Annotated in this window: 12 protein-coding genes; all 12 read left to right on the forward strand. The window is 62.1% G+C overall.

Annotation, left to right across the window (positions count from 1 at the left end; translation table 11 throughout):
- Window positions 1–30 precede the first annotated feature (30 nt).
- Window positions 31–783 carry a YebC/PmpR family DNA-binding transcriptional regulator gene (locus HPY64_07250; protein ID NPV66925.1) on the forward strand — a complete coding sequence of 251 codons (753 nt, stop codon included), beginning with the start codon at window positions 31–33 and terminating at the stop codon, window positions 781–783.
- Window positions 783–1,277, forward strand: a complete 495-nt coding sequence (ruvC, locus tag HPY64_07255; protein NPV66926.1) for a crossover junction endodeoxyribonuclease RuvC — start codon at window positions 783–785, stop codon at window positions 1,275–1,277. Before HPY64_07250 ends, ruvC begins: the two co-directional genes overlap by 1 nt.
- A gap of 8 nt (window positions 1,278–1,285) precedes the next feature.
- On the forward strand, window positions 1,286–1,861 hold the full coding sequence (gene ruvA, locus HPY64_07260; protein NPV66927.1) for a Holliday junction branch migration protein RuvA: 576 nt from the start codon (window positions 1,286–1,288) through the stop codon (window positions 1,859–1,861).
- A 105-nt stretch (window positions 1,862–1,966) separates the two neighbouring features.
- Window positions 1,967–2,692: an FAD-dependent thymidylate synthase gene (gene thyX, locus HPY64_07265; GenBank protein ID NPV66928.1), complete on the forward strand. Its 726-nt coding sequence runs from the start codon at window positions 1,967–1,969 to the stop codon at window positions 2,690–2,692.
- A gap of 156 nt (window positions 2,693–2,848) precedes the next feature.
- Complete coding sequence (locus HPY64_07270; GenBank protein NPV66929.1) at window positions 2,849–4,738, forward strand: hypothetical protein; 1,890 nt, start codon at window positions 2,849–2,851, stop codon at window positions 4,736–4,738.
- Window positions 4,739–4,829: 91 nt separating this feature from the next.
- A complete protein-coding gene (locus HPY64_07275; protein ID NPV66930.1) occupies window positions 4,830–5,651 on the forward strand; it encodes a sulfatase-like hydrolase/transferase in 822 nt (273 codons plus the stop codon).
- Entirely contained in the window at window positions 5,648–6,913 is a 1,266-nt protein-coding gene (locus HPY64_07280; protein NPV66931.1) for an MFS transporter, read from the forward strand. Before HPY64_07275 ends, HPY64_07280 begins: the two co-directional genes overlap by 4 nt.
- 131 nt (window positions 6,914–7,044) lie before the next feature.
- Window positions 7,045–9,864: a DEAD/DEAH box helicase gene (locus tag HPY64_07285; protein NPV66932.1), complete on the forward strand. Its 2,820-nt coding sequence runs from the start codon at window positions 7,045–7,047 to the stop codon at window positions 9,862–9,864.
- A 74-nt stretch (window positions 9,865–9,938) separates the two neighbouring features.
- Window positions 9,939–11,057 carry a 6-phosphofructokinase gene (locus HPY64_07290; GenBank protein NPV66933.1) on the forward strand — a complete coding sequence of 373 codons (1,119 nt, stop codon included), beginning with the start codon at window positions 9,939–9,941 and terminating at the stop codon, window positions 11,055–11,057.
- Window positions 11,058–11,211: 154 nt separating this feature from the next.
- Window positions 11,212–11,769 (forward strand): elongation factor P, encoded by a 558-nt coding sequence (efp, locus tag HPY64_07295; protein NPV66934.1) that lies wholly within the window; start codon window positions 11,212–11,214, stop codon window positions 11,767–11,769.
- A 76-nt stretch (window positions 11,770–11,845) separates the two neighbouring features.
- On the forward strand, window positions 11,846–12,223 hold the full coding sequence (locus tag HPY64_07300; GenBank protein NPV66935.1) for a hypothetical protein: 378 nt from the start codon (window positions 11,846–11,848) through the stop codon (window positions 12,221–12,223).
- Window positions 12,195–13,400 carry an HAD-IA family hydrolase gene (locus HPY64_07305; protein NPV66936.1) on the forward strand — a complete coding sequence of 402 codons (1,206 nt, stop codon included), beginning with the start codon at window positions 12,195–12,197 and terminating at the stop codon, window positions 13,398–13,400. Before HPY64_07300 ends, HPY64_07305 begins: the two co-directional genes overlap by 29 nt.
- The last annotated feature ends 226 nt before the right edge of the window (window positions 13,401–13,626 follow it).

The following is a 13,626-nucleotide window of genomic DNA, read 5'->3' on the forward strand; positions in this document are numbered from 1 at the left end:
CGGCATATCATTGCGCGGAGAAAAACAACTATGTCCGGTCACAGCAAATGGTCAACCATCAAACGCAAGAAAGGCGCAGAAGACGCCAAGCGTGGCAAGATCTTCACCCGCTTGGCGCGTGAGATCACTATGGCCGCTCGGAACGGCGGCGACCCGGATTCAAACCCGGCGTTGCGCCTGGCGGTAGACAAGGCGCGGGCCGCCAATATGCCCAAGGATAACATCCTGCGGGCCATCGCCCGGGGCACCGGCGAAGGCGATGACGCGACTAACCTGGAGGAAGTCACCTACGAAGGGTATGGCCCGCATGGCGTGGCAGTGCTGGTCGATGTCGTCACCGACAACAAGAACCGCACTCTGGCCGAAGTGAAGCATGTGTTCAGTCGTTCCGGCGGCAGTCTGGCTTCTCAGGGTTCCGTAACCTGGCAATTTGAGCAGAAGGGCCTGATCTCGCTTTCCTCCGAAGGCGTGGACTTTGATGAGCTCTTCCTGGTTGCGGCTGAGGCCGGCGCGGAAGATGTCCAGAACGATGGTGAGAGTATCGCCATCTACACGCCCCGCGATTCGCTGGCCGAAGTCGCCAGGGCGCTGCGCGATAACGGCTACACAATTGAGGATTCCGAACTGACCTGGGTTGCTAAAAACGAGATCGCGCTGGACAAGGAATCCACGCTGCGGGTCATGGCTATGATCGAAAAGCTGGAGGAACTGGATGATGTCCAGCATGTGTCCTCCAACCTGGAGATTAGCGACGAGGCGCTGGAAGCGCTGACGGCGGCCTGATGCTGGTGCTTGGCCTGGACCCCGGGACGGCGACAACGGGCTACGGCCTGGTACGGGAACATGAGGATGGCACGCTGGAGGCGGTGGCCTTCGGGGTAATTCGTACGCCGCCAGACCTGCCAATGGCCCGGCGATTGCAGATCATCTACCGCGAACTGACCGCCCTGATCGAGGTCCATCACCCGGATGCAGCAGCCATTGAGCAAATGTTCTTTGGCCGCAACATCACCACGGCAATCACCGTCGCCCAGGCGCGCGGGGTGCAGTTGCTGGCTCTGGAAAACGCCCGGCTGCCGATCCGGGAATACAAGCCCAGCCAGATCAAGCAGTCCATTGCCGGCTATGGCAATGCGCCAAAAGCTCAGATGCAGGAGATGGTGCGGGTGCTGCTTGACCTGGAGGAAGTGCCGCACCCAGACGACGCCGCTGATGCACTGGCGGTGGCCATCACCGACATCAACAGCGGACGCTACGAACGGCTCACGCTGGAGTAGACCGGAGCATGATCGCAAGTATTCAGGGCCAGGTGGTATACCAGGGCAGAGATCACCTGATTGTGCTGGTGGGCGGGATCGGGCTGCGGGTGATGGTTCCGCGCACGGTCTTCGACCTGATTGATGGCCCCGGCCACACCATCCGCCTGGCTACCCACCTGGATGTAAAAGAGGATTCGCTGACCCTCTATGGCTTTGTCGATGATGCCGAACGCGAGCTTTTTGAGCTGCTCAACACGATCAGCGGCGTCGGCCCCCGCCTGGCCCTGAACATTCTCAGCACCCTCAGCGCTGGTCAGCTCCGCGCCAGCATCGCCCAGGGCGACAGCCAGATTCTCACCCGTGTGCCGGGCATCGGCAAGAAGAAAGCGGAAAAGATCGCCTTCGACCTGAAGGACAAGCTCCCGGTGGTCGGCCCGCCGGAACTGGCCGGGTTGTATGACGTCGACTCCGACGTCCTGGACGCCCTGGTATCGCTGGGCTATAGCATTGTCGAAGCGCAGGCGGCTGTACAATCGATCCCGCGTGACGCGCCTGATGACCTCGAAGAGCGGGTGCGCCTGGCGCTCAGCTACTTCTCCTAGGCGCAGCCGCGCAGCCAGGGACGCCGCTTTCCCTGCCAGCAGGCGCCCCCGCCCACCTGATGAAAGCAGAGCGATGCCCCCTTCAACACAGACAAGGATCATGCCATGAGCGAGCACGCCCTCATCGGACGACGGGTAAGTGTTCTGGATAAAGGCTGGATTGAACTGGTGGATCTGATGCCTCACCCGGATGCGGGCGTCTCCGGCGATCTGGCGATCGTCAACGCTGCCCGTGTCTCGTTCCTGGGCGAAAGCAAAGGCGATGCGCGCGACAAGGCCCTGCTCTTCTACCTGATGCGTCACCGCCACACCAGCCCCTTTGAGATGGTCGAGTTCAAATTCCGCGTGCGTGCGCCGCTGGTCACCTGGTGGCAATGGGTGCGTCACCGCACCTGGAGCTTCAACGCGCAATCCGGGCGCTACACCCCTTTCAGAGAAGAGGACTTCTACATGCCAGAGGTCTGGCGGCGGCAGGCGGAGGACAACAAGCAGGCCAGCGCCGGCGAACTGACCGGCCCGGAAGGCGAAGTTCTGAGCCATGATCTGGCCGCCTTTTACGCTGAAGGCTACCGCCTCTATGAGCAGGCCCTGCAAATGGGCGTGGCGCGGGAGATGGCCCGGCTGTTCCTGCCGGGTTTTGCCGTATATTACACCTGGGTGGCCAAGGTTGATGCCCATAACCTGATGCATTTTCTGCATCTGCGCATGGCCGATGACGCCCAGTACGAAATCCGCGTCTATGCGCGGGCGATCTACGAGCATTTCTTCAAGCCCGCCCTGCCCTGGACGGCTGAAGCATTTGAGCGATATATCCTGAACCCCGCTGGGTGACGATGCTGCCAGCCTAAGATCGGCCATCTTCGGGCGCGGTTCCCTGTGGACAATTGGTACTGAGCGTGTACAATGTGCTGCGGTTTTGCATTCCCTGCTGACAGTCGGTGTGGAACCGCCGCTTTGCCGCACCCATGATGATGAAGGAGAGATGCTATGCCTTTGCTCCGGCGTCAGGCTTACCTGAGCCTGCTGGTCGTCGTGATCGCCCTCACCCCGTTGGTGGTGCTGGCGCAGGATACTCCCATCCGCGTGGATGGTTCGCGGATCGTGGCCGACATTGTGGAGCCGGTTAGCGCGGCTGCGGGTGTTGCCGTCAACCTGGAAATCTCAGGGACGGGCACCGGGCTGCAGCGGCTGTGCGCTGGCGAGATTGACCTGGCCAACGCCGCCCGGCCCATCACCCGCGCGGAAGAAGAAGCCTGCGCTGCCAGTGGCGTAGACTGGGTCGAAGTACCGCTGGGCTATGACGCGCTGGCAGTGGTCAGCAATCCGGCCATCACTACGATTCAGTGCATGACCTTCGGCGAACTGACCAGCCTGTTTGGCCCTGGCGCGGCAGGCACGACTGCCCTCAATGCAGTAAACCCGGCATGGGGAGAGGGCGCGGTCAAACTCTACTCGCCCGCTGCCGATAGCGCCGCGTACAACCTGCTGGACAGCCTGTTGCCCGGTGACGGTCTGCGCGCCGACCTGACCGTGCAGGCCGACACGAATACCCTGCTCAGCCAGATTGCCGAAGACCCAGAAGGTATCGGCATTGTTCCCCTCAGTGCGCTGGAAAACGCTGAGGCAGAGGTTACGACGATTGCGCTGGATGACCTGAGCGGCACGGGTTGTGTAGCGCCGTCCGCCGGGACTCTTGCGGATGGCTCCTACCCCGCCGCCAGTGGCCTGTATGCCTACGTCAGCGCTGCTGCCCTTGAGCGTGAAGAGGTGAACACCCTTCTAACGGCGCTGATCGGCGCCGATGGTCAGGCGGTCGTTGCCGGGGCCGGTTTTGTCACCTTGGCTGAAGATACTGCCACCCGTGCCGCTGAGAATATCGCCGGCGTGGTGACGGGACGCCAGTTCTCAAAGGGCGAACCGCTGTACACCATCGCGCTTGACGTAGCCGGGACGGTTGCAGCAGAAGCCGCTGCCGACGCCTACAGTGCCCTGACCCGCCTGGCTAACGCGTTCAAACAGGACTATGAAGGCGTCACCATCAACACTACCGGCTTTGGTAATGCAGCGGCCTACCGCAAGCTGTGCAACGGCGAAGTTGACCTAGCCCTGGTCACACGCGCGGCCAGCACTGAGGAAGCCGCCGCCTGCGCTGATAACAACACCACCCTGTGGGAGGCGCCACTCGGCCATCGCGCTCTGGTCATGGTCGTCCCTGAAGCAGCTGAGTTCGCTGCCTGCCTGACCAGCGACCAGGTTGCCGCTCTGTGGAGCGTCAGGGATGGCGCTTCGGTCACCAACTGGCGTGAATTGGGCGAGAGCTTCCCCGACCTGCCGGTGACAATCTTCCTGCCCCGTAGCGCCCAGAACCAGACCGACTTCCTGTTGAACCGCGTTTCCGACGAACTACTCCAGCCGCGTACCGACGCCCTGCAGGAGAACAGCGACGCGCTCTACCGTGCTGCCGCAACCGCCAACGTGGAAGGCGCGATCGCGTACATGACCTATGACGAGTTCCTGAAGTCAGAAGCGGCGGTGATCCCGGTCGCCGTGGACAGCGGCAGCGGCTGTGTGGCTCCTTCGCTGGAAACCATCCGCGATGGCAGCTATGCCCTGGCCCTGCCGATCACGCTGGTTGTGCGGGAAGAGGCGCTGGCCCGGCCAGAGGTGCAGGCTGTGACCTGGTACACCGTACGCGACACCGCCGCCAGCCTGCTGGCCGAGGCCGGGGTTATCCCCCTGGAACCGGCGTCCTTCACTGCTTACCAGGCTGATGTCGCCGCCCGCTTTGCGGCGGCGGAGGCTGCCGCCGCTGCCGCACAACCGGAAGAAGCCCCGCAGCCGACCGCCGAGCCGACCGAAGCCACTGGCGGTAACTAGCACCTGGATTGGCAGACACTGATCCGCAGGGGAACGGCCCGTTGCAAATGGTCGTTCCCCTGCGTCAACTTTACGCGGAGTTGGGTGACGGATGAACAAGACGATTCTGGTTGTGCTGGATGCCTGCCGCCCGGATGGACTGATCCAGGCCCATACGCCATACCTGGACAGCCTGTGGCTGACCGGCGCGTATACCTGGACTGCGCAGGCCACAGTGCCCAGCTATACCCTGCCCTGCCACATGAGCATGTTCCGGGGGGTTCCGGCAGCCAAGCATGGCGTGACCGGCAATACTTATTCGCCCTCGGCTCAGGCTTACCCCAGTATTCTGGAGATCGCTCATGCCGCCGGGAAACATGTCGCTGTGTTTCATAGCTGGGAGGAATTGCGCGATCTCGCTGCACCGGGCAATGTTGATCTGAGCTACTACCGGGCCTATCGGGAAGATGAGGATACGGATGCCATCGTTGCCCGGATCGCCGCGGACTATGTGATCGCCCACCAGCCCGATCTGACCTTCCTCTACCTGGCCCGGCCTGACTACATCGGCCATCTTGCCGGCTGGATGTCCCCTGCTTACCTTGCCGCCATCGAGCAAAGCGACCGCGATCTGGGCGCTTTCCTTGAGCGGCTGACCGCCGCCGGCGTCCGCGACCGCTTCACGCTACTCATTCTGTCCGATCATGGCGGGCACGACCACGATCACGGCTCTGACCGCCCGGAAGACCTGCTCATCCCCTGGATTCTGAACGGTCCGGCCATCCGGCGCAGTTACGCCCTGACCACGCCGGTGCACATCTACGACACGGCGGCGACACTGGCTGCCCTGCTTGACCTGCCGCTGCCACCGCAATGGGATGGCGTGCCCGTGCGCGAGGCATGGGCTTCACCGATCAAGGATACTCGCCCGTGACTGCCTGGCGTCAAAAGCTCCCTCCCTGGATGACCCTGATCCTGCTGGGCCTGGGCCTGGCGCTATCGCTGCCCGGCGATACGGCGCTCTACGTGGCCCTGCCTACCCATACGGCTGAGGCTGGCATCACACTGACGCATGTCGGTCTGATGCTATCCGCCAATCGCCTGATCCGCCTGTTCATCAACGCACCTTACGGGATGGTGATCGAGCGCGTCCCACGTCGCTGGATGCTGGTGCCGTCCCTGCTCATCGGCGGGCTGTCCTACTTTCTCTATACCGTGCCGGGCTTCTGGCCGCTGCTCATCGGGCGGCTGCTTTGGGGTATCGCCTGGGCGGGCATCTGGATTGGCGGCAGTACTGCCGTACTGGATATCGCCACCAGCCGCAATCGCGGGCGCTATAGCGGCTTCTACCAGGTTTTCTTCTTTGTCGGCGTCGGCGGCAGCGCCATCCTCGCCGGCGTGCTGGTGGATAGCATCGGCTACCTGGAAGCCCTGCGCATCTGCGCCTGGATCGCACTGGGCATGGGCCTGATCTGGCTGATCTTCCTGCCGGAAACGCGCCCGGCGGTCGTCAGCAACCCGGCTCCAGCGGCGGAACCCCTTGCCTCGGCGGTGATGCCCGGTACAGCGCCATCGCGGTGGATGCTTGTTGTCGCCATCGCCCTGCTCGGCGTCAACTGGCTTATCTTCATCGGCGTGCTGGGCGCCACACTCCCCCTCCTCCTGGAGGAACGAGTCGGCCAGTCGACGATCATCCTGGGCATCCTGCTACCGCTGACCACGCTGACCGGTGTCCTGACGGCCGGCAACCAGTTCCTGAGCGCGTTCGTGTCGCCCTTCTCTGGCTGGCTGACTGATCGCACCGGCAACCGCTGGGGACTGGTCATCCTGGCGCTGCTGACGGGCGTGGCTGCGCTGGCGCTGCTGGCTGATGGCCGGGGCAACATCCTGCTGGCGGGTATCATTCTGGGAGCGATCGCCACCAGCATCCTGCAAACTCAGGTTATGACCCTGGTTGGCGATCACGCTGGCGTGAACCGCCAGGGGCGCATTCTGGGCGTGGTCAACACCGTCGGCGACCTAGGCAGCGCCATCGGCCCCCTGCTGGCCTATGCCCTGCTGCCGGGAATCGGGTTGAGCGGCATCTACTGGCTGATGGGGGGCACCCTGGCGCTCTTTCTGCTGCCCGGTGTGCAAATTGCCTGGCGGGAGGTTCATACAGCCCGTACGCCCCATATTCAGCCGACCTCTCTCTGAAAGCATGAGAACTTCAGGCGCGATGCCTCGCACGGATGTTCGCTTCCGCTGAAGGCGTATGCTATACTCTCTGCACGGTATGGAGCTGCTCCGGCGGATGCCCCTGAACCGGGCTAGAAATCGGATGTATCATGCGCAGCGAATTTATTGCGGTTGACCTGGAAACCACCGGCCTGGACCCCCTGCACGATGCGATCATCGAGGTCGGTCTGGCCCGCTTTCGTGATAGACAACTGATCGATACCTACGAAACCCTGGTTAACCCTGAGCGCGAGATACCCCCATACATCACCAACCTGACCGGCATCCGCCAGGAAGACATCCTGGATGCGCCGCGCATCCGCCAGGTTTTGCGTGACATCGAGCGTTTTGTTGGCGCTGCCCCCCTAGTCGGTCATAACGTCAGCTTTGACCTTGGCTTTCTGAGGCGACAGGACATCCTGTACAGCAACCAGCTGATCGACACCTACGAATTGGCCGCTGTCCTGTTGCCCACTGCCCCGCGCTACAACCTCACCAGCCTGACCCAGCAGCTGGGTATCCGCCTGACGGAGGCGCATCGCGCTCTGCCGGATGCCATCGCCACCGGGGAGCTATACTGGGCTTTGTGGCAGCGCATCCTGGCGTTGCCACTGGACACATTGCAGGAAATCGTCACGGCAGCGCGTAGCCTGGCCGACGACTGGCAGGCCGCTGCGCCCTTCATCGCCGCCCTGGAAACACGCGCCCGCACCGCCTTTGACGAATCTCCGCGACCAGCCAGGCCAGCTTCTACGCGGCCTTTCGAGGGTCTTTTCAAAGTTTCCGGCGAACCCTGGCTCCCGCCGCTGACACCAAATGAGAAGATCACCCCGCTGGATACCGGCTACCTGGCCGGCCTGCTGGAGCAAGACGGCCTGCTGGCACAGCGCCTGCCCGGCTATGAGCACCGCCCGGAACAGGTCAGGATGCTGCGCGCCGTGGCCAATTCTTTCAACCACAGCCAGCATCTGCTTGTGGAAGCGGGCACGGGCACGGGCAAGTCGATGGCCTACCTTATCCCGGCCATCTACTGGGCGCTACAGAACAACCAGCGCGTGGTCATCTCCACGGATACAATCAATCTACAGGAGCAGTTGCTCAACAAGGATATCCCTCTGCTACGGGCGGCGCTGAAGCTGGATTTTCAGGCCGCCGTGCTCAAGGGCCGCGGCAACTACCTGTGCCCGCGCCGGCTAGCGGCAATGCGCCGCCGCCAGCCCACCACGGTTGATGAACTGCGCGTTTATGCCAAAGTGTTGATCTGGCTGCTGGATAGCCAGAGCGGCGACCGCAATGAGATCAACCTGCGCGGCCCGGCGGAAATCGGTGTCTGGCGGCATTTGAGCGCGGAGGACGAAGGCTGCACCCTGGAACGCTGCCAGGATCAGATGCACGGCGCGTGTCCCTTTTATGTCGCCCGGCGCAACGCTGAGGCGGCGCACATCCTGATCGTCAACCACGCGCTGCTGCTGGCTGATGTCGCCACCGGCAACCACGTCCTGCCCCCCTACAGCTATCTGGTGATCGACGAAGCCCATCACCTGGAAGAAGCCACCACCAACGGCCTCAGCTTCCGTCTGGATCACTTCACCCTCCGCCGCCAGATGGCCGAACTGGGCGGACTGAACTCCGGCATCCTGGGCGACCTGCTGACCCGCGCCCGCGGCAATATCCCCGAACCTTACGTCGCCCAGTTAACCGAATATGTCGAAAACGTTGAGGAAAGCATGAAGGCGATGGAGCATCACGTCAACGTCTTCTTTGGCGTGATCCTGCGCTTTCTGGAACAAACCAGGCTGCTGCAGCCCAGCAATTATGTGAATCAGGTCCGCATCACCGATCAGGTTCGCAACGAACCCGGCTTCGCCACGATCCGGGCCGCCTGGAAGACCCTGAGCCAGTTCACCACCGGGATCGCCTCTGCCATAAACCGCCTGGCCGTCGCCCTCAACCGGCTGGTGGACTACGAGATCGACGAATACGAAGACATCATCAACAGCATCAGTTCCGCCGGCCGCAGCATGGAGGAGTTGCACTTCCAGCTACTAACGTTCACCGAGGAACCTGACGCTAACCGAATCTACTGGGTCGAGGTCAGCCAGGATCGCACCCGCGTGTCGTTGCACAGCGCCCCGCTGCACGTCGGCCCGCTGGTGGAAGAACATATCTGGCGGGCCAAGGATGCTGTCGTCCTGACCAGCGCCACGCTGCAGACCGCTGGCTCCTTTGATTTCTTGCGGGAGCGCCTGCAGGCACATGAGGTACAGACGCTGGATGTTGGCTCGCCCTTCAACTACCGCGAGTCCACGCTGCTATACCTGCCGACCGATATGCCGGAGCCGGATGATCGCTACCGCTACCAGGAAGCGGTAGAGGAAGCCATTATCCAGCTGGCCACCGCAATGAACGGTCGCCTGATGGCCCTCTTCACCAGTTACACCCAGCTCCGACAGACAGCCCAGAACATCACCGCCCGGCTGGCGCTGGGCAACATTGCCGTCTTTGACCAGAGCGACGGCACCAGCCGCCAGGCCCTGCTTGACGGCTTCATCCAGACGGAACGCGCTGTCCTGCTGGGCACGCGCAGCTTCTGGGAAGGTGTGGATATCCCCGGCGACGACCTGAGCGCCCTGGTGATCACCCGCCTGCCTTTCGCCGTACCGACTGAGCCAGTCTTCGCCGCACGGGCGGAGACCTTTGAGGACCCCTTCAACGAGTACGCCGTGCCCGACGCCATCCTGCGCTTTCGCCAGGGGTTTGGCCGCCTGATCCGCACCAAAACCGATCGCGGCATCGTTGTCATCCTGGATCGTCGCGTGCTGACCAAGGCTTATGGACGCGCCTTCCTGAACTCGTTGCCGTCCTGCACAGAAGTGCGCAAGCCGCTCGACCAGCTGGCCGCTGAAGCGATCGCCTGGATGGCGCGCTGACCGCGATCCTGCCAGAATCAGGAGTATGGCTGCTATCCGCTCGGAAGGATGGGGGGGAAAAAGCGGAGGACCGCATGGACAAGTACATTGGCATTTTGACTGCCGGGGGCGACAGTCCCGGCCTCAACGCGGCGATTCGGGGCGTCGGCAAGGCCGCCCAGGGTGCCTTCAACATGCGCGTGATCGGTTTCCGCGATGGCTTCCGCGGCATGGTCGGAGACCGCACCGTCCGCCTGGAAGGGGCGGCGCTTTCCGGCATTCTTACGCTCGGCGGAACGATCCTGGGCACCAGCCGCGACAAACCGCACCGCATGCCGGTTGGCGACAAGGTCATGGATATGACCGATGTCATTGTGGACAACTACCACAAGCATCACCTGGACGCGCTTGTCTGCCTTGGCGGCGGCGGTACGCAGAAGAATGCCTACCGCCTGATGAAGGCTGGCCTCAACGTCATCACGTTGCCCAAGACCATTGACAACGATGTCGCCATGACCGATGTCACCTTTGGCTTTGACACAGCGCTCAATATCGCCACTGAAGCTATTGATCGGCTGCACAGCACCGCCCACAGTCACCACCGCATTATCGTTGTCGAAGTGATGGGCCATAATGCCGGCTGGCTGGCGCTCGGCGCCGGGATTGCCGGCGGCGCAGACGTGATCCTGATCCCGGAAATTCCGTACGACGTCCAGAAGGTCGCGGACGCCATCCTGGAGCGCAGCCGGGCGGGCAAGCATTTCAGCATCGTCGCCACCTCCGAAGGCGCCATCTCCAGGGAGGACTATGAGGTTCGCCAGAAGGCAGAAAAGAGCGCCAAGGACAACAAGAAGAACAAGCAAGCGGCTTCCGACGACACCGACCCCTATGGCGCTCAGGTTGCTGAAAGTAATACCGTGCGCCTTTCCCGCCAGTTGGAGAAGCTAACCGGCTTGGAATCGCGGGTGACTATCCTGGGGCATGTCCAGCGCGGCGGCACGCCCTCACCCGCCGACCGCCTGCTGGCTACGCGCCTCGGTACTGCCTGCGCGGAGTTCATCAACGAAGGCATCTTCGGGGTGATGGTTGCTGCCAGAGGCGATGGCGTGGAACCGGTCCCGCTGGAAAAGGTCGCGGGCCAGCGCAAAATCGTGCCGCTGGATCATCCGTGGATTCGAACTGCCCGGCTGGTTGGCACCAACCTGGGGGATTAACCCTGTTCCACCGCTGGCCGGGTCTCGACGCTGGCGGCAGACGGCGTAAACACCCAAAACTGCGGGATGACAGGCGGACAAAGCCCCGCTATAATAACCTGTTGCGTACCACGCCAGTGACAACCACGAAACCATTCAGAGGGATTTGCCAGCGATGATCGATGTCAATGCCCTGCGTAAGGGCGTCACCTTCACGATGGATGGTGAGCTGTATAAGGTCCTGAGCTATCAGCATCACAAACCGGGACGCGGCAATGCCACCATCCGCACCACCCTGCGCAACCTGCGCACCGGCGCGACAATCCAGCACAATTTCATCTCCGGCGATCGTGTCGAAGATGTCCGCCTGGAAAGTCGCCCTGTCGAATATCTGTATCAGGATGGCGACATGCTGATCTTCATGGATACCGAAACCTACGATCAGCCCGCCGTGCACAAGGACGTCTTTGGTGATGACGCCCGCTACCTCACCGAAAACATGGAGCTGAAGCTCCTCCTCTATGAGGATGAAGTCATCGACTACGAACTGCCTAACTCGTGGGTGTATGAGGTCGTTGACTCCGAGGTAGCGGTTGCAGGCGATACAGCCACCGGCGCCACCAAGAAGGTCACCACCCAGACAGGATTGCAGGTTGTTGTGCCGCTGTTTGTCGAGGTTGGCGACAAAATCAAAGTCAACACCGAAACCGGCGCCTACATCACCCGCGCCTGATCCGGTCTGCCGCCTCCATCTGTGGCCCGCCTCGCGCGGGCCTTCGCATAAGGCATCACCACGGGGAGCCTGCCTGATGCGCACACCCGCCGGCCGTGAATGTCCGCACTATTACGCTGACTTTCATCGTGGCCGCACCACCCAGGAATGCCGTCTACTCAGGGACAACCCGGCGTCGCTGCCCTGGCGGCCGGCGGATTGCGCCCGCTGCCCGGTACCAGGCATCGTCGCTGCGAACGCCAGCCCACACCTCCGCCTGACGCTGACCGTTACGCCGGTCTTCCTGGGGTTAGGTCGCCGCCTCCGGCTGAGTACGGCTTGCACCAAACACAACATCGCCATCGAAGACCCCTATGTGGGCTGCCCGCAATGCAACGCCGAGCGGCCTGGCCTGGAGCCGTTTTTCCGCGCACTGGAAGAATCTGATGATCAAAGCCGTCCTCCTGGATCTTGACGATACCCTGATCTCGAATCCGCTTAATCGCACCGATCAAAGCCTTGATGACTGGAACACGTTCTTTGGACGGATGACCGGTCGCGCTGACGCTGGCGCCGGCCTGCTCAGGGCTATGGCGGCGGTAACGCAGAACACCAATCCTGTTGCGCGCAATTTTGACGTCTTCCTGGAAGTGGTCACCGATGCCTGGAGGGTCTCCCGTGAGCGCGCCATCGAGATTTTCCGGGCTTTTTACGCGGAAACCTACGCCCACCTGCGAACCAGGGTGCAACCTCGCCCTTCGGCCCCTATCCTGTTAGACTGGTTGCGCCAGCATGATTATCTCGTTGTGATCGCCACTAATCCGCTCTTCATGGCCGAGGGTCTGGCGGAACGTATGCGCTGGGGAGGAATCCCCGCCGATTTCAGCGCTTACGCCCACGTCACCCATATCGAGAACAGCCACTTTGCCAAACCCACGCCGCACTATTACGAAGAAGTCCTCGGACGGCTGGGCATCGCCAGTAACGAAGCCATCATGGTCGGCGACGATTGGGAAAACGACATTGTCGCCGCGGAACGGGCTGGTCTCAATACCTTCTGGGTTCGCCCGGACGACGCAAAGACCGGCACCAGCCCGGCCCAGCCGGATGGACAGGGCACGCTCCATGATTTCACCGTGCGCGTCTGCAACCAGGGCTGGCTGGACACGCTTCAGCCGCGTCCGCTGCGCCGGGAGATGATCGCGCCACGTCTGCTGGGGAATGTCGGCGCGCTCTTTGGACTCCTGCAAGAGTACGCATCCCGCCGCTGGGATCAGCATCCCCTGCCCGGCGAGTGGTCGCCACTGGAAGTCGTCTGCCACCTGCGCGACAGCGAACGCACGGTCCAGCGCCCGCGCCTGCAACGCATCGCCAGCGAAAACAACCCCTTCCTGACCGAGCCACAGACGCCTCCGGGGCCAGGAGAGATGAGCTGCAATGCAGACGACCGGTGTGACCCGGCCAACGAATTCGTTGCTGAGCGGCAAATCACGCTTGACTTCCTGGCTGGCCTGACCCCGGAGCAGTGGCAACGCCCGGCGCGGCATAGCATCTTTGGTCCCACCACCCTGCTGGAAATGGCCGATTTTACCGCCCGCCATGATCGTATGCATATCAAGCAGATTTGCCAGACAATTCGGCACTGTGACTAGATAGTCTCGCCGTGGATGCCTTGCGCTGTTTTACTGTTTTATTGACTACACGAATAGAATTTGACTGGTCCGTCGCGCCTGGCTTCAGAATGCCGCTGCCACCACGGCTGTTGCAAAGTCCGGTAGTGTATCTTTCGCGGTTGAAATTCAGATGCCGGTTGAAGGTTGCCCATCTAAGCACCAAATCGCATGTGTATTTTCTCTCAAAATGACACGCGACTTCATT

The organism is Anaerolineae bacterium (genome assembly GCA_013178165.1).
Taxonomy (GTDB): domain Bacteria; phylum Chloroflexota; class Anaerolineae; order Aggregatilineales; family Ch27; genus Ch27.

Coding starts and splice junctions, on each gene's coding strand:
- HPY64_07250 (NPV66925.1), top strand. CDS start 31: ATGTCCGGTCACAGCAAATGGTCAACCATCAAACGCAAGAAAGGCGCA.
- ruvC (NPV66926.1), top strand. CDS start 783: ATGCTGGTGCTTGGCCTGGACCCCGGGACGGCGACAACGGGCTACGGC.
- ruvA (NPV66927.1), top strand. CDS start 1,286: ATGATCGCAAGTATTCAGGGCCAGGTGGTATACCAGGGCAGAGATCAC.
- thyX (NPV66928.1), top strand. CDS start 1,967: ATGAGCGAGCACGCCCTCATCGGACGACGGGTAAGTGTTCTGGATAAA.
- HPY64_07270 (NPV66929.1), top strand. CDS start 2,849: ATGCCTTTGCTCCGGCGTCAGGCTTACCTGAGCCTGCTGGTCGTCGTG.
- HPY64_07275 (NPV66930.1), top strand. CDS start 4,830: ATGAACAAGACGATTCTGGTTGTGCTGGATGCCTGCCGCCCGGATGGA.
- HPY64_07285 (NPV66932.1), top strand. CDS start 7,045: ATGCGCAGCGAATTTATTGCGGTTGACCTGGAAACCACCGGCCTGGAC.
- HPY64_07290 (NPV66933.1), top strand. CDS start 9,939: ATGGACAAGTACATTGGCATTTTGACTGCCGGGGGCGACAGTCCCGGC.
- efp (NPV66934.1), top strand. CDS start 11,212: ATGATCGATGTCAATGCCCTGCGTAAGGGCGTCACCTTCACGATGGAT.
- HPY64_07300 (NPV66935.1), top strand. CDS start 11,846: ATGCGCACACCCGCCGGCCGTGAATGTCCGCACTATTACGCTGACTTT.
- HPY64_07305 (NPV66936.1), top strand. CDS start 12,195: ATGATCAAAGCCGTCCTCCTGGATCTTGACGATACCCTGATCTCGAAT.